Origin of the sequence: Azospirillum baldaniorum (assembly GCF_003119195.2) — a bacterium.
Classification (GTDB): Bacteria; Pseudomonadota; Alphaproteobacteria; order Azospirillales; family Azospirillaceae; genus Azospirillum; species Azospirillum baldaniorum.
The window spans coordinates 311,048-325,811 of sequence record NZ_CP022253.1; the positions used below are offsets into that span (position 1 = coordinate 311,048).

The 14,764-nt window shown below is 67.4% G+C and carries 15 protein-coding genes; 12 read left to right on the forward strand and 3 right to left on the reverse strand.

The features are described 5' to 3' along the window. The first annotated feature begins 2 nt into the window (after window positions 1-2). The 8 genes from Sp245p_RS01415 (at window position 3) to Sp245p_RS01450 (ending at window position 7,589) form a co-directional block, all read left to right on the forward strand. Complete coding sequence (locus tag Sp245p_RS01415) at window positions 3-1,106, forward strand: PhoH family protein (protein WP_014238861.1); 1,104 nt, start codon at window positions 3-5, stop codon at window positions 1,104-1,106. Next, window positions 1,106-1,636, forward strand: coding sequence for an rRNA maturation RNase YbeY (gene ybeY / locus Sp245p_RS01420; RefSeq protein ID WP_014238860.1), 531 nt, complete (start codon window positions 1,106-1,108; stop codon window positions 1,634-1,636). The genes Sp245p_RS01415 and ybeY overlap by 1 nt, the downstream gene beginning before the upstream one ends. Next, entirely contained in the window at window positions 1,633-2,550 is a 918-nt protein-coding gene (locus Sp245p_RS01425; protein ID WP_038530302.1) for a hemolysin family protein, read from the forward strand. The genes ybeY and Sp245p_RS01425 overlap by 4 nt, the downstream gene beginning before the upstream one ends. Window positions 2,551-2,746: 196 nt before the next feature. After that, on the forward strand, window positions 2,747-4,348 hold the full coding sequence (gene lnt, locus Sp245p_RS01430; protein ID WP_014238858.1) for an apolipoprotein N-acyltransferase: 1,602 nt from the start codon (window positions 2,747-2,749) through the stop codon (window positions 4,346-4,348). A 113-nt stretch (window positions 4,349-4,461) separates the two neighbouring features. Further along, a complete protein-coding gene (locus Sp245p_RS01435; protein ID WP_014238857.1) occupies window positions 4,462-4,950 on the forward strand; it encodes a helix-turn-helix domain-containing protein in 489 nt (162 codons plus the stop codon). Between the two features lie 255 nt (window positions 4,951-5,205). Then, on the forward strand, window positions 5,206-6,375 hold the full coding sequence (gene metK / locus Sp245p_RS01440) for a methionine adenosyltransferase (RefSeq protein ID WP_014238855.1): 1,170 nt from the start codon (window positions 5,206-5,208) through the stop codon (window positions 6,373-6,375). 87 nt (window positions 6,376-6,462) lie between these two features. Beyond that, window positions 6,463-7,194, forward strand: a complete 732-nt coding sequence (trmB, locus tag Sp245p_RS01445) for a tRNA (guanine(46)-N(7))-methyltransferase TrmB (RefSeq protein ID WP_014238854.1) — start codon at window positions 6,463-6,465, stop codon at window positions 7,192-7,194. Window positions 7,195-7,391: 197 nt separating this feature from the next. Then, on the forward strand, window positions 7,392-7,589 hold the full coding sequence (locus Sp245p_RS01450; protein WP_014238853.1) for a hypothetical protein: 198 nt from the start codon (window positions 7,392-7,394) through the stop codon (window positions 7,587-7,589). On the opposite strand, the gene Sp245p_RS01455 is transcribed toward Sp245p_RS01450, so the two are convergent. The 3 genes from Sp245p_RS01455 to Sp245p_RS01465 are packed head-to-tail and all read right to left on the reverse strand — an operon-like array spanning window position 7,570 to window position 8,765. Then, on the reverse strand, window positions 7,570-7,857 hold the full coding sequence (locus Sp245p_RS01455) for a hypothetical protein (protein WP_129557139.1): 288 nt from the start codon (window positions 7,855-7,857) through the stop codon (window positions 7,570-7,572). The genes Sp245p_RS01450 and Sp245p_RS01455 overlap by 20 nt on opposite strands. A 42-nt stretch (window positions 7,858-7,899) precedes the next feature. Beyond that, entirely contained in the window at window positions 7,900-8,442 is a 543-nt protein-coding gene (locus Sp245p_RS01460) for a hypothetical protein (RefSeq protein ID WP_014238851.1), read from the reverse strand. After that, on the reverse strand, window positions 8,439-8,765 hold the full coding sequence (locus Sp245p_RS01465; protein WP_014238850.1) for an antibiotic biosynthesis monooxygenase family protein: 327 nt from the start codon (window positions 8,763-8,765) through the stop codon (window positions 8,439-8,441). The genes Sp245p_RS01460 and Sp245p_RS01465 overlap by 4 nt, the downstream gene beginning before the upstream one ends. Before the next feature lie 304 nt (window positions 8,766-9,069). On the opposite strand from Sp245p_RS01465, the gene rimP reads away from it, so the two are divergent. From rimP to infB, 4 genes are read left to right on the forward strand one after another with little or no spacing between them, the layout of a single operon-like run. After that, a complete protein-coding gene (gene rimP, locus Sp245p_RS01470) occupies window positions 9,070-9,555 on the forward strand; it encodes a ribosome maturation factor RimP (protein ID WP_014238849.1) in 486 nt (161 codons plus the stop codon). A gap of 54 nt (window positions 9,556-9,609) precedes the next feature. Next, on the forward strand, window positions 9,610-11,145 hold the full coding sequence (gene nusA, locus Sp245p_RS01475; RefSeq protein WP_014238848.1) for a transcription termination factor NusA: 1,536 nt from the start codon (window positions 9,610-9,612) through the stop codon (window positions 11,143-11,145). A 30-nt stretch (window positions 11,146-11,175) separates the two neighbouring features. Beyond that, a complete protein-coding gene (locus tag Sp245p_RS01480) occupies window positions 11,176-11,895 on the forward strand; it encodes an RNA-binding protein (protein ID WP_014238847.1) in 720 nt (239 codons plus the stop codon). Between the two features lie 14 nt (window positions 11,896-11,909). Continuing rightward, the gene (infB, locus tag Sp245p_RS01485; protein WP_014238846.1) at window positions 11,910-14,645 is read left to right on the forward strand and encodes a translation initiation factor IF-2; all 2,736 of its coding nucleotides are present in this window, start codon (window positions 11,910-11,912) and stop codon (window positions 14,643-14,645) included. Window positions 14,646-14,764: the final 119 nt, after the last annotated feature.

Genomic DNA, 14,764 nt, shown 5'->3' on the forward strand with positions numbered 1-14,764 from the left:
GCTTGCCCGATCAGCGCCCTGACCCGCGCTCCGATCAACGTCCCGATCAACGCATTGATCTGAACTTCGACGACAACCGGCTGCTGCCGATGCTGTACGGGGAGCATGACCGCCACCTCGCCCGCATCGAGAACCAGCTGGGCGTCTCCCTGATTTCCCGCGGCAACACGCTGACCATCGCCGGTCCGGCGGAATCGTCGGAAGCCGCCCGCTCGGCCATCGACGCCCTCTATGAGCGCCTCAAGCGCGGCATGACCGTCGGCACCGGCGAGGTGGACGCCGCCGTCCGCATGGCGACCGGCGTGGGCGGCGCGGTGCGCGACCAGAATCTGGCGACGCTCAGCCGTGGCGAGGTCGCGGTGCGCACCCGCCGCAAGGGCGCCATCACTCCGCGTTCCCCCATGCAGGCGGCCTATCTGCAGGCGCTGGCGGAAAGCGAGATGGTTTTCGGGCTCGGCCCGGCCGGCACCGGCAAGACCTACCTCGCCGTCGCGCAGGCGGTGGCGCTGCTGACCACCGGCCAGGTGGACCGCATCATCCTGTCGCGCCCCGCCGTCGAGGCGGGGGAGCGGCTGGGCTTCCTACCCGGCGACCTCAAGGAGAAGGTGGATCCTTATCTGCGCCCGCTCTACGACGCGCTGCACGACATGCTGCCGGCGGAGCAGGTGAAGAAGCGGCTGGAGTCCGGCGAGATCGAGATCGCTCCGCTCGCCTTCATGCGCGGCCGCACGCTCGCCAACGCCTTCGTCATCCTGGACGAGGCGCAGAACACCACGCCCATGCAGATGAAGATGTTCCTCACCCGCTTGGGCGAGGGGGGCCGCATGGCGGTCACCGGCGACATCTCCCAGACCGACCTGCCGGCCGGCACCAAGTCCGGCCTGCGCGAGGCGTTGGACATTCTGGAGGGGGTGGAAGGCATCCGCTTCGTCCATTTCACCGCCGCCGACGTGGTGCGCCACCCGCTGGTCGCCCGCATCATCCGCGCCTATGACCGTGCCGAGGGCGCCCGCGCCGAAAGCGACCGCACCGATGGCCGGCGCAAGCCCGCCCCCCGGCGGCCCGCCGTCGCGGACGACGAGCCGGACGCGGAGGGAACACCGTGATGGCCGTCGATGTCGTCGTTTCACGTGAAGCGGGCGATTGGGCGGACAATGCCGAATGGCTGTGCGAACGGGCGGCGCTCGCCGCGCTCTCCGTCACCTACGACGAGGACGAGGGGCCGGCGGAGCTGTCCGTCGTGCTGGCCGACGACGCGCTGGTGCACCGCCTGAACCGCGAATACCGTGGCAAGGACAAGCCGACCAACGTGCTGTCCTTCGCCCTGACCGAAGCGGAGGAGCCCGAACTGGGCGAGGACGCGCCAGTCATGCTGGGCGACGTGATCCTGGCCTGGGAGACCGTCGCCCGTGAAGCCGCCGAGCAGGGTAAAACACCTTCGGACCATATGACCCACCTTGTGGTGCATGGCGTTCTTCATTTGCTCGGGTATGATCACGAGACGGATGACGAGGCCGAGGAGATGGAGCAGCTCGAAACCGACGTGCTCGCGACCCTTGGCATCGCCGACCCGTACGCCGCCACGCGCTCTCCGCCCGGGGAGCCGAATTTGGACGAACAACCACCGGACCGATGAGCGAGATTTCCGACAGTCGAACGCCCCGTGAAGACGGGGCCGAAGATCAGCAATCCTTGGGCCACCTGTTTCGCGGGTGGATGAGGACCGTCCTGGGGGGGCGCGACGACGCCACCCTGCGCGCCACGATCGAAGACCTGATCGAGGATCAGGACAGCGGCGAGGGATCGCTGGGGGCGGGCGAGCGCGCTTTGCTCGCCAACATCCTGAAGCTGCGCGACCGCACCGTCGACGACGTGATGGTGCCCCGCGCGGACATCGTGGCGGTCGATGTGGACACCCCGTTCCCCGCCCTGGTCCAGCGCATGGCGGAGGAAGCCCATTCCCGCCTGCCGGTGTTCCGTGAAACGCTCGACGACGTCGTCGGCATGGTCCACATCAAGGACGTGCTCGTGGCGATGGCCAGCCGGACGCCGGTCGAGCTGAAGGACATCGTGCGCGATCTCAGCATCGTCGCGCCCAGCATGCCGGTGGTCGATCTGCTGGTGCAGATGCGCCAGAAGCGCCAGCACATGGCGCTGGTGGTCGACGAGTTCGGCGGCATCGACGGCCTCGTCACCATCGAGGATCTGGTCGAGGAGATCGTCGGCGAGATCGAGGACGAGCACGACGAGGAGGCGACCCCCCATTTCGTCGAACGTCCCGACGGCACGATCCTCGCCGACGCCCGTGTCTCCATCGAGGATTTCGAGGACCGCGTCGGCGCCTTCCTGACCGAGGAGGAGCGCGAGGAGGTCGACACGCTCGGCGGTCTCGTCGTCTCGCTGGCCGGACGCGTGCCCGGTCGCGGGGAAATGCTGACCCATCCCTCCGGCCTGGAGTTCGAGATCGTCGAGGCCGACCCCCGCCGCATCAAGCGGCTGCGCGTCCGCACCGCCCCCGCCGAGAACTCCGCCCTGGCCGAGGTCGGGTAAGCCCCGCGGGGTTTTTCACCACGAAGGCGCGAAGGACACAAAGACGGCACAAAGAGGCTCTACCGCATCCCCGGACCCACCGGCGAAGCGGGAGCCTCTCTGTGCCCCTCTTCGTGTCTTCGCGCCTTCGTGGTGACGTCGTTCCCAGCTTGGCACAATCCTCTCTCCAGCCCATCCGCATCCGGAGTGTCACCCCTTGACCGCCACCGACATGACGACCCCCCCGGCCCGGCTGGGCCGCCTGTCCGCGGGTCTGGCCGGGCTGACCGGTTGGCGCCGGCTGCTGGCGGCGGCGGGATTCGGCGGGCTGGCGACGCTGGCCCTGCCGCCGGCCGGCGCGGTGCCACTGCTGCTGATCGCCTTTCCCGGGCTGCTCTGGCTGCTCGACGGGGCCAGGACCAAGCGGCAGGCCTTCGCGGTGGGCTGGTTCTTCGGCTTCGGCCATCACCTGCTCGGCCTCTACTGGATCAGCGCGGCTCTGTTCACCGACATCGAGCGCTTCTGGTGGGCGCTGCCGCTGTCGGCGGCGGGGCTGCCCATCCTGCTGGCGATGTTCACCGGCTTCGCCACGCTGCTGGTCTGGGTGCTGCGGGGCAGGGGGATGGGGCAGGGGCTGGGGAAGGTGGTCCTGTTCGCCGCCTCCTGGGCGCTGTTCGAATGGCTGCGCGGCCACGTCTTCACCGGCTTCCCGTGGAACCTCGTCGGCTATGGCTGGACGGGCTTTCTGCCGGTTTTGCAAGGCGTCTCGCTGATCGGCATCTACGGCCTCAGCCTGCTGACCGTGCTGGTGGCGTCGCTGCCGGCGGGCTTGGCCGACGCCGCGGTGCCGCGCCGCCGCGCCTGGGGGGCGCTGGCCGCCGGGCTGGCGCTGTTCACGGCGCTTGGCGCCTGGGGCGGGCTGCGGCTGGCCGGCGCGTCGGACGCGGCGGTGCCCGGCGTGCGGTTGCGGCTCGTTCAGCCGGCCATCGACCAGCGGCTGAAATGGGCGGCGGGCGAGCGGGTGCGCAACGTCCAGCAGCAGATGGAACTCTCCGTGTCCTCATCCGGTGAGCCGGTCACCCATGTGATCTGGGCGGAGACCGCGGTGCCGCTGTTCCTCGACCAGGACGCCCGCCTGCGCCAGGCCCTGGGGTCGGTCACGCCGCCCGGCGGGCTGCTCATCACCGGGGTGCCGCGCATGGAGGCGGGACCGGAGGGCGAGCCGCTTTATTACAACAGTCTGGCGGCGGTCGACGGCAGCGGCGCGGTGACGGGGCGCTTCGACAAGTTCCACCTTGTGCCGTTCGGCGAGTACATGCCCCTGCGCCGCTGGCTGCCGGTCGGGGCGATCGCCGGCAACGGGGCGGAGTTCTCCGCCGGGCCGGGGCCGGTGTCGCTCGATCTCAAGGGCCTGCCGCCGGTCAGCCCGCTGATCTGCTACGAGGTGATCTTCCCCGGCGCCGTGCTGCCCGCCGCGCAGGATGGCGCCGGACGGCCGCGCTGGATGCTGAACCTGACCAACGACGCCTGGTACGGCAACACCGCCGGCCCGTACCAGCATTTCGCCATCGCCCGGACCCGCGCGGTGGAGGAGGGGATGCCGTTGGTCCGCGTTGCCAACACCGGCATCTCCGGCGTGGTGGACGCACACGGCCGCATCACAGCCATGCTGCCGCTTGGTCACAGGGGTGTGGTCGATGCGGCCTTGCCGGAAGCCCTGCCCGCCCCCACTCTCTACGGGCGTGTGGGCGACGGCGCGTTTGGGTTGCTTCTTTTGACCTGTTTCGCGGTGGGCCTGCGCGCACGACATCGCAGTTAGCGCAACCGAGACTCTTTTTTCAATCACGCGCATCGGGAGCGCTCGGGCGCGCTTGACTGCATACATGGATATGTCGTATCAAGGTTGCACAACTGTTTCAGGGAATTAGAGCAATGCAAGCAACGCCAGCGCGGGGCCGCCGGGCCACTGCCGGCCGTCCCAAGACGGGAAAGCCGAACCCGATCGACGTTCACGTCGGTTCCCGCGTCCGGTTGCGCCGGACCCTTCTGGGCATGAGCCAGGAAAAGCTGGGCGAGGCCATCGGCCTGACCTTCCAGCAGGTGCAGAAGTACGAGCGCGGCGCCAACCGCATCGGCGCGTCGCGTCTGTTCGACCTCAGCCGCGTCCTGGACGTGCCGGTGTCCTTCTTCTTCGACGACATGCCGGCGGAAGCCGCCGCGGCTCCGGTTGACGACGAGGAAGGCGGCGCGGCCGGCTTCGAGGAGCGTTCGGGCGGCTACGAGCCGGATCCGATGGCCAAGCGCGAGACGCTGGAACTGGTGCGCGCCTACTACCGCATCAACGACCCGTCGGTGCGCAAGCGCCTGTTCGAGCTGACCAAGGCCGTTGCCAATTCCGGCATGGTCGAAGCGGCCGAATAACACGGTTTAGAGACCTGAGCCGAACAACCGGAAGCAATCCGGACGGCAGGAAGATTGGGGAACGCGGCCCTCCGGCCCGTTCCCCGATGTCGTTTTAAAGCGAATTTCCGGCGGTCTCCCCCAACCCCGGGGAGATTGCTTGACCTGGAACGCAAACCTTGCCACATACGGAAAATGACTGGCTTTCCGTGGGTGCTGCGCCGGTCTCCCAATTTACTTTTGTTGAATAGCCCCCGCCCATTGCCGAGGTTCGTCGTGGCCAAGCTCAACTACGTGTTCACCAGCGAGTCCGTGTCCGAAGGCCATCCGGACAAGGTGTGCGACCGCATCTCCGACGCCATCGTCGATCTGTACCTGTCGCACGATCCCTACGCCCGCGTGGCGGTGGAAACGCTGGCGACCACCAACCAGATCGTGCTGGCTGGTGAGGTGCGCGGGCCGGAGAGCATCACCCCCGACATGCTGGTCCAGGTCGCCCGCGCCGCGGTGAAGGACATCGGCTACGAGCAGGACGGCTTCCATTGGGAGAAGATGGACGTCAAGTGCTTCGTCCATTCGCAGTCCGCCGACATCGCGGTCGGCGTCGACGCCGCGGGTGAGAAGGACGAGGGCGCCGGCGACCAGGGCATCATGTTCGGTTACGCCTGCAACGAGACCCCGGCCCTGATGCCGGCGCCGATCTACTACAGCCACGCCATCCTGAAGTCGCTGGCCGAGGCCCGCCATTCCGGCTCCGCCCCGCAGCTCGGCCCCGACGCCAAGAGCCAGGTGACGCTGCAGTACGAGAACGGCAAGCCGGTGCGCGCCACCGCGGTGGTCGTCTCCACCCAGCACGCCGACGGCCTGACCCAGGAGGAGGTGCGCGAGATCGTCCGTCCGCACGTCCTGAACGTCCTGCCCGCCGGCTGGATGTGCGACGAGGCGAACTTCTACGTCAACCCGACCGGCCGCTTCGTCATCGGCGGTCCGGACGGCGACGCCGGCCTGACCGGGCGCAAGATCATCGTCGACACCTACGGCGGTGCCGCGCCGCACGGCGGCGGCGCCTTCTCCGGCAAGGACCCGACCAAGGTCGACCGTTCCGCCGCCTACGCCGCGCGTTACCTAGCCAAGAACGTGGTCGCCGCCGGCCTGGCCGAGCGTTGCACGATCCAGCTCTCCTACGCCATCGGCGTGTCGAAGCCGCTGTCGGTCTATGTCGACACCCACGGCACCGGCACGGTCGACGAGGACCGGCTGTCGGAGGTCCTGCAGAAGCTGGTGGACCTGTCCCCGCGCGGCATCCGCACGCATCTCGGCCTGAACAAGCCGGTCTACGCCCGCACCGCCGCCTACGGCCATTTCGGCCGCGAGGCCGAGGCCGACGGCGGCTTCTCCTGGGAGAAGACCGACCTCGTCAACGACCTGCGCGCCGCCTTCTTCTAAGACAGGCTTCTTCTAAGACCGGACCCGTCCGTCCGGGATGCAGGGGCCATGCGGCCCCTGCATTCGTTTTGGGACCTTGCTGTCACGATGACCGACTCCTTCCTGGACTCGTCCAAAAGGCTCTACGGGCGGCGCAAGGGGCGCCCGCTCCGCAAGCGCAAGACCGAACTGCTCGACGGGCTTTTGCCGTCGCTGGAAATCCCGGTGCCTCAGCCGGGCGACCGGATCGACCCCCACGCCCTGTTCGCCAACCCCATGCGCGACGTCTGGCTGGAGGTCGGCTTCGGCAGCGGCCACCACATGGCGTGGCAGGCGGCGAACAACCGCGACGTCGGGGTGATCGGGGCGGAGCCCTTCATCAACGGCGTGGCCGGCCTGCTCAAGCTGGTGGACGACGAGGGCGTGCAGGACAATGTCCGCGTCCTTCCGGACGACGCCCGCCCGCTGCTCGACGCCCTGCCGGACGCCTCCATCGGGCGCGCCTTCGTGCTGTTCGCCGATCCCTGGCCGAAGAAACGCCACTGGGAGCGCCGCTTCATCGGTCCGGACAACCTGCCGCGCCTCGCGCGCGTGCTGAAGGACGGGGCGGAGCTGCGTCTGGCCAGCGACGACATGGGGCTGGTGCGCTGGATGCTGGAGCACACGGTCCGGCACCCCGATTTCGAATGGACCGCCCGCGGCCCGTCCGACTGGCGCCACCGCATCGCGGACTGGCCGCCCACCCGCTATGAGGAAAAGGCCATCGAGGCCGGGCGAAAGCCGGTCTTCCTGCGCTTCATCCGCAAGGCGCGCTTGCCGGGGTCGAACACCGCCCTTTGACGGGCTGGCCTGGGCGGCGTTTCATGGAATCGCGGCCCGTCGAAACGGAGTATGACGGAAGTCGGCTTTGACGCTGGTGGCGCGCCTATGCATAATGAAAGAATCGTTCTGTAAGGTGCTTGGCGCGCCTTCCGGCTTGACCATCAAGGGGCGCTCAGGCGCCCCTCGCGATTCTGGGGTTTGCCTTGAGGTCGGTGATGAGCGGCGAGCAGAGCCAGGTGCAGAACATCAAGGACGAAATCGCCGAACGCTATCCGGACGTGACCCTGTCCGACGCGACGGCAAGGCGATTCGCACGCGTTCTCGAGACGCTCGACGCCGACCTGACGCTTAAGCCGAAGAAAGTCGAAGCGGAGTTATCCGACGCCCTTGCCGCTATTCGAGCAAAGCGCTGACTTGCTGTTCGCGCCACTCGGCGCCACGAAGCGCGGTCTTCTGCGCTTCTTTAAGTTCCTGCGGATCGACGGGCGACCAAACCGATCGTTTCATCCGAACGAGCAACCGGCGCTGCTGTCCGATCGTCAGCCTCCGACCGGAGCCGGGCGTCCGTTCAGCCACGCCTTTTTCATCCACATGCGACATGAAACCATAGATATCATGAACGAGTCTGCGGATATCCCGTCCAAGCAGCCTGTAGCTGCGTGCCGTTCTTTTCTTTCTCATGAATTCAACCCTGAGGAATTGGAACGTGGCTGGACTTCACAATCAGCTTGGATTGAGGAAGAAATCCCTCGTCTTCTGGTCGGATAGAATCCGATCAATCTTTTGGATGTTTTCGGATATGTCATCCATGATAGCTTGGTCCTCCAAAAGCGCCCCGACCAGCCGCTTGTTCGCAATGTATTTGTAAGCTGTCCTCGCCTCGGATCTCCGTCCGCCGACGCAGACGTCTCGATAAGACAATGGATTTGGGTTTCCGGCTTTGGCCAGGAAGCGTGCCCATTTGCGATCGAACTTTCTTTTTTCTTTATACACTTCAAGAAGGCACACCGCATAGACAACAGCGCGAAGATGTTTTTCTTCGATGTTGTCCAGCGTTCGATAGCTTTTAAGTGAAAATTCTATCAAGTCCGGCAGGCTGAACACCGGATCGCTGCTTTCGAAGCCGAACTCACGGATGATCTTCGCAATTTCGTTACGCATGGCAACGCATGCCTTTTTAGCTGCATTTTCGTCGATTGTTGCGTGCTTTGAAGGTGTTGTCAACGAGCCTTCACCCGCGATGCATTGCCAATCCGGTGAATTCAATCACCCATGCGGGTGACCGGGCCACCGGTTTCCACCACCGGCTCGTCGTAATGCTCCACCACCGGGAACGGGTCATAGAAATGGTGGAGCAGGGCCTTCCAGCGGGCGTAGCGGTCGGACCCGCGGAATCTGGCGGTGTGGTCTTCCAGCCGCTCCCAGCGGACGAGCAGAAGGTAGCGGTCGGCCGCCTCCAGGCAGGGCCGCAGTTCCAGCCCGAGGAAGCCCGGAGTCGCCGCGATGAGAGGCTGAGCCTCGGCCATCGTCCGTTCGAAGGCCGGGCCTTCGCCGGGTTTGACCGTCAGGAGAGCCATTTCGAGAATCACGGTGAGCGGCCTCCACGGGCAGTTTTCCGCACGGCGCAAAGGCCGCCGGGGGCTTGACGTTACCCTGGCCGGACCCGCCCACCAAGCGCCGGGCATAGGACCTTGCGGAAAAGCGCTTGCGGCCTGCTCCGGAATGTCTATATTCACCGCATGAACCCATACGGATCGGCGGCTCGGGAAACCGGGCCGGCGGGACGCTTTGCGGGTGGGCCTTGGCCCACTTATTTTTTTATCAGCGTATGGAATCCCCGTGTTGGTCCCAGGGCGCTGTGCCAGGGGAGACCGCGGGGGCGGGTCAGGTGGAATGGAAGCAACCGGTCGTATCGAGCAGATCATCACGCCGTCGGTCGAAGCCATGGGCTACGAACTCGTGCGTGTGCAGTTGACCGGTGGGCAGCGCATGGTTCTGCAGGTCATGGCGGAACGCGCCGACGGCGCGCCCATGACGGTCGAAGACTGCGCCGACATCAGCCGCGCGATCTCCGCGGTGCTCGACGTTGAAGATCCGATCAAGAGCGCCTACACGCTGGAGGTCAGTTCGCCCGGCATCGACCGGCCGCTGACCCGTCTGAAGGATTTCGAGCGTTTCGCCGGTTTCGAGGCCAAGCTGGAGACCCGGCTCGCCGTCGATGGCCGCAAGCGCTTCAAGGGCATGCTGAAGGGCGTCGACGACGGCCTCGTGTGCATCGAATCGGAACAGGGAGCCGCCCGGCTGGAGTTCGACAACATCCTGCGCGCCAAGCTGGTCTTGACGGATGAACTGATCCGCGCCAGCCAGGGCCAGGGTTGACGGCCGCTCCGGGCTTCACTCGAAGAACAAACGCCAGTCCAGGAAGTGTGACGGATGGAACTGCTGCAAGTCGCTGACGCGGTTGCCCGCGAAAAGAACATCGACCGGGACGAGGTCCTGGAGGCGATGGAGCAGGCGATTCAGAAGGCCGGGCGCTCCAAGTACGGCCACGAGCACGACATCCGCGCCCGCATCGACCGCAAGACGGGCGACATCCACCTGACCCGCCACCTGGAGGTGGTCGAGGCGGTGGAGAACGAGGCGACCCAGGTGACCCTCGCCTACGCCCAGCGCCGCAAGCCCGGCGCCCAGGTCGGCGATTTCCTGGTCGATCCGCTGCCGCCCATCGACTTCGGCCGCATCGCCGCCCAGACGGCCAAGCAGGTCATCGTCCAGAAGGTCCGCGACGCGGAGCGCAAGCGCCAGTTCAACGAATACAAGGACCGCACCGGCGAGATCGTCAACGGTCTGGTCAAGCGCGTCGAGTACGGCAACGTCACCGTCGACCTGGGCCGCGCCGAAGCGATCCTCCGCCGCGACGAACTGCTGCCGCGCGAGCACTTCAAGAACGGCGACCGCGTGCGCGCCTACATCTTCGACGTGCGCGAGGAAGCGCGCGGTCCGCAGATCTTCCTGTCGCGCACCCATCCGATGTTCATGGCGAAGCTGTTCGCGCAGGAAGTGCCGGAAATCTACGACGGCATCATCGAGATCAAGGCGGTCGCCCGCGACCCGGGCTCGCGCGCCAAGATCGCGGTGATCAGCAACGACAGCTCCATCGACCCGGTCGGCGCCTGCGTCGGCATGCGCGGCAGCCGCGTCCAGGCGGTCGTCGGCGAGCTGCAGGGCGAGAAGATCGACATCATCCAGTGGAACCAGGAGCCGGCGACCTTCATCGTCAACGCCCTGGCCCCGGCCGAGGTCGCCAAGGTCGTGATGGACGAGGACAACAGCCGCATCGAGGTGGTGGTGCCCGACGACCAGCTGTCGCTGGCCATCGGCCGTCGCGGCCAGAACGTGCGGCTCGCCACCCAGCTCACCGGCTGGGACATCGACATCCTGACCGAGCAGGAGGAGTCGGAGCGCCGCTCGGACGAATTCCGCACCCGCTCGCAGCTCTTCATGGAAGCGCTGGACGTGGACGACGTGATCGCCCATCTCCTGGTCGCCGAGGGCTTCACCTCCGTGGAGGAGATCGCCTACGTCGAGACCGAGGAACTGGCCGAGATCGAAGGCTTCGACGAGGATGTGGCGGAGGAGCTGAAGCAGCGCGCCCTCAACTTCCTCGACGAGCAGGACGTCCGCATGACCGAGAAGCGCCAGGCGCTCGGCGTCGAGGACGCGGTGGCGGAAGTCACCGGCTTCAGCCCGACCCTGCTGGTGAAGCTGGGTGAGAACGGCGTGAAGACGATGGACGACCTCGCCGACCTCGCCGCGGACGAGCTGCGCGACATTCTCGGCAAGGAGGCCCCGACGGAAGACGAGGCCAACGAGATCATCATGGCCGCTCGTGCCCACTGGTTCGACGGCGAGGAAGGCGCGCCCACCGCGGCGCAACCCTCGGCCGACGACCAGGCGGCGCAGAGCTGAGCCGGGACTTAGGACGCACAAACGGTACGGATGGTTGGGCTGAGCGACAGGAACGAACAGACTCCGGCGGACGGTGAACCGGACGGCCTTGCGGCCGAAGGGGAGGCGCTGCTGCCGGCGGACCTGGAAAAGGGCCCGCTGCGCCGCTGCATCGCCACCGGAACCGTGCAGCCGAAGGACGGCATGATCCGTTTCGTGGTATCACCCGACGGCGAGATCGTGCCCGATCTGGAGGAACGGCTTCCGGGCCGCGGCCTCTGGCTGTCGGGGGACAAGACGGCCTTTGCGAAGGCATTGGCCAAGAACATGTTCGCCAAGGCGGCGCGGCGCGCGGTGCGCGTCCCGCCCGATCTGGCGGAGCGGCTGGAGAAGCTGCTGGAACGGCGGTGCCTGGATGCCTTCGGGCTGGCGCGCCGGGCCGGGCAGGCTCTGGCCGGATACGAAAAGGTGCGCGAGGCGCTGAAGACCAACCAGGTCGGACGCGCCGGACCGCCCTATCTGCTGGTCGAGGCCAGCGATGGTTCGCCCGACCAGCGGGGCAAGATCACAGCGCTGGCGCCGGATATGCCGGTTGTGGACCTGTTCGACGCCGCGGCGATGGCCGCGGCCCTGGGACGGGAAAACGCCGTGCATGCGGTGGTGGCGCGCGGGAAGCTGGCCAAGGGATTGGCACGCGACTCCGCGCGTCTCAAGGGTATCAAAGGCTTTGTCGCCGGCTCTGCGCCGGCCGGCCACGTAAGCAACGTCTGACCATTCGGGAACCGATGACCGACAGCAACGACCAGGACCAAAAGAAAGTCTTGCACCTCTCCGGCTCCGGCAAAGGGAAGCTGGAGCTGAAGAAGCCGGTCGAGACCCAGGTCCGGCAGAGCTTCTCCCATGGCCGGTCGAAGCCCGTGACCGTGGAGGTCAAGCGTAAGCGGGCCGTGGAGAAGGGCGCCCTGCCGGGCGTGGCCGATGGCGGCGCCGCCGCGCGTCAGGCCGCACAGGGCATCCCCGTCCGCGGCGTGCCGGGCCAGCGCCAGCGCGGCGGTGGTGGCGGCGCCGTCCGTCAACTGACCAACCAGGAACGCGAGGCGCGCATCCGCGCCCTGCAGGGGGCGGCTGAAGACAACCGCCGCCGCGCCGAGGAGGAGGCCGAGGCCGCCGTCCTGGCCGCCGAGGCCGCCGCCCGCGCCGCCGAGGAGGCGGCGTCCCAGCCGGCCCAGGTGGTCGAGGAGGAGCCGGAGATTCTCGACGCCGAGACTCTGCGCCAGCGCGAGCTGGCCGAGTTGCGCGGCATCGAGGAGGCGGAGCGCGCCAAGGCCCAGGAGGCCGAGCGCCGCCGCCAGGAAGAGGAAGCCAAGCGCAAGGAGGCCGAGGAGGCCAAGCGCAAGGACACCGAACAGACCCGCCCGCAGGGTGCCGGCGCCCGTCCCGCCGCCGGTGGCGCCGGTGCGCGCACCGCGGCCACCACCACGGAGGCTCCGGCCGCCCGTGGTCCGGGCGCTCCGGCCGCTCCGCGCTTCGGCGAGGAAGAGGACGACCGCCGCGGCAAGCCCGGGAACAAGAAGGCTCCGGCTCCGGCTCCGGTCCGCAAGGCCGCTCCGGGCGCCGACCGCCGCAAGGGCTCCAAGATGACCGTCTCGCAGGCGCTGAGCGACGAGGGTGGTGAGCGCACGCGCTCGCTGGCCGCCGTCCGCCGTGCCCGTGAGCGCGAGCGGCTCCGTCAGATGAGCCGTCAGGAGACGCAGAAAGTGACCCGCGACGTCGTGCTGCCCGAGGTCATCACCGTCCAGGAGCTGGCGAACCGCATGGCGGAACGCGGCGCCGACGTGATCAAGCAGCTCATGCGCATGGGCGTGATGGCCACCATCAACCAGACGATTGACGCCGACACGGCGGAGCTGATCATCGCCGAGTTCGGCCACCGCGTGCGCCGCGTGTCGGAGGCGGACGTCGAGGTCGGCCTGCGCCTCAACGACGATGCGGAAACGGCGCTGGTGCCGCGTCCCCCGGTCGTCACGATCATGGGCCACGTCGACCACGGCAAGACCTCGCTGCTCGACGCCCTGCGTCAGACCGACGTGGTCAGCCGCGAGGCCGGCGGCATCACCCAGCACATCGGCGCCTATCAGGTGCAGCTGGAGTCGGGTGCGAAGATCACCTTCATCGACACGCCGGGCCACGCCGCCTTCACCGAGATGCGCGCCCGCGGCGCCAACGTCACGGACGTGGTGGTGCTGGTCGTGGCGGCGAATGACGGCGTCATGCCGCAGACGATCGAGGCGATCCATCACGCCAAGGCCGCGAAGGTTCCGATCATCGTCGCCATCAACAAGATCGACCTGCCCGACGCCAAGCCGGACCGTGTCCGCCAGGAACTGCTCCAGCACGAGCTGGTCGTGGAAGAGCTGGGTGGCGACATCCAGACCGTGGAAGTGTCGGCCAAGGCCAAGCGCAACCTGGACAAGCTGGAGGAGGCCATCCTCCTGCAGGCGGAAATCCTCGAGCTGAAGGCCAACCCGGAGCGCACCGCCGAGGGCGTCGTGGTCGAGGCCAAGCTGGAGCGCGGCCGCGGTTCGGTCGCCACCGTGCTGGTCCAGCGCGGCACGCTGAAGGTCGGCGACGTGTTCGTCACCGGTTCGGAGTGGGGCCGCGTCCGCGCCCTGGTCAACGACCGCGGCCAGAGCGTCGAGCAGGCCGCCCCGGCCAGCCCGGTCGAGGTGCTCGGTCTCAACGGCACGCCGCTCGCCGGCGACGACTTCACCGTCGTCGAGTCGGAAGCCCGTGCCCGTGAGATCGCCGAGTTCCGCCAGCGCAAGAAGCGCGAAGCCGCCAACGCGGCGTCGGCCCGCGGCTCGCTGCAGGACATGTTCAGCCGCATCCAGGCCGGCGAGGCCAAGGAACTGCCGGTCGTCATCAAGGGCGACGTGCAGGGCTCCATCGAAGCGATCTCCAACGCCCTGGAGAAGCTCACGGCGGAGAACACCGAGGTCAAGGTCCGCGTGCTGCACGCGTCGGTGGGTGCGATCAACGAGTCCGACATCACGCTGGCGAACGCCTCCAACGCGATGGTCATCGGCTTCAACGTCCGCGCCAACCCGCAGGCCCGCGACATGGCCAAGCGCGACAGCGTCGAGATCCGCTACTACTCGATCATCTACAACGTGATCGACGACGTGAAGGCGGCCCTCACCGGCATGCTGTCGCCGACCCTGCGCGAGCGTTTCATCGGCTACGCCGAGATCCGCGAGGTGTTCAACATCACCAAGGTCGGCAAGGTCGCCGGTTGTATGGTCACGCAGGGCACCGTCAAGCGCGGCGCCGGCTGCCGCCTGCTGCGCGACAACGTCGTCATCCACGAGGGCACGCTCAAGACGCTCAAGCGCTTCAAGGACGAGGTCAAGGAAGTGCGCGAGGGTTACGAGTGCGGCATGGCCTTCGAGAATTACGACAACATCCTGGCCGGCGACATCATCGAAGCCTTCGAGATCGAGGAGGTGGCGCGCGAGCTGTAAGCCCGCCGCCGCATCCCGGCTCACGGGCCGGCGATTGATGACGTTATAGATGACAAGGGCGCCCGTGCGCCCTTGTCGCGTTTTCGCGGAGGGACAGACCCCTCCCGCACCGCATTCGG

Excerpts from the sequence above, each read along its gene's own strand:
- ybeY (WP_014238860.1), top strand. The coding sequence starts at position 1,106 with ATGGCCGTCGATGTCGTCGTTTCACGTGAAGCGGGCGATTGGGCGGAC.
- Sp245p_RS01425 (WP_038530302.1), top strand. The coding sequence starts at position 1,633 with ATGAGCGAGATTTCCGACAGTCGAACGCCCCGTGAAGACGGGGCCGAA.
- Sp245p_RS01435 (WP_014238857.1), top strand. The coding sequence starts at position 4,462 with ATGCAAGCAACGCCAGCGCGGGGCCGCCGGGCCACTGCCGGCCGTCCC.
- trmB (WP_014238854.1), top strand. The coding sequence starts at position 6,463 with ATGACCGACTCCTTCCTGGACTCGTCCAAAAGGCTCTACGGGCGGCGC.
- Sp245p_RS01450 (WP_014238853.1), top strand. The coding sequence starts at position 7,392 with ATGAGCGGCGAGCAGAGCCAGGTGCAGAACATCAAGGACGAAATCGCC.
- Sp245p_RS01455 (WP_129557139.1), bottom strand. The coding sequence starts at position 7,857 with ATGAGAAAGAAAAGAACGGCACGCAGCTACAGGCTGCTTGGACGGGAT.
- rimP (WP_014238849.1), top strand. The coding sequence starts at position 9,070 with ATGGAAGCAACCGGTCGTATCGAGCAGATCATCACGCCGTCGGTCGAA.
- nusA (WP_014238848.1), top strand. The coding sequence starts at position 9,610 with ATGGAACTGCTGCAAGTCGCTGACGCGGTTGCCCGCGAAAAGAACATC.
- Sp245p_RS01480 (WP_014238847.1), top strand. The coding sequence starts at position 11,176 with ATGGTTGGGCTGAGCGACAGGAACGAACAGACTCCGGCGGACGGTGAA.
- infB (WP_014238846.1), top strand. The coding sequence starts at position 11,910 with ATGACCGACAGCAACGACCAGGACCAAAAGAAAGTCTTGCACCTCTCC.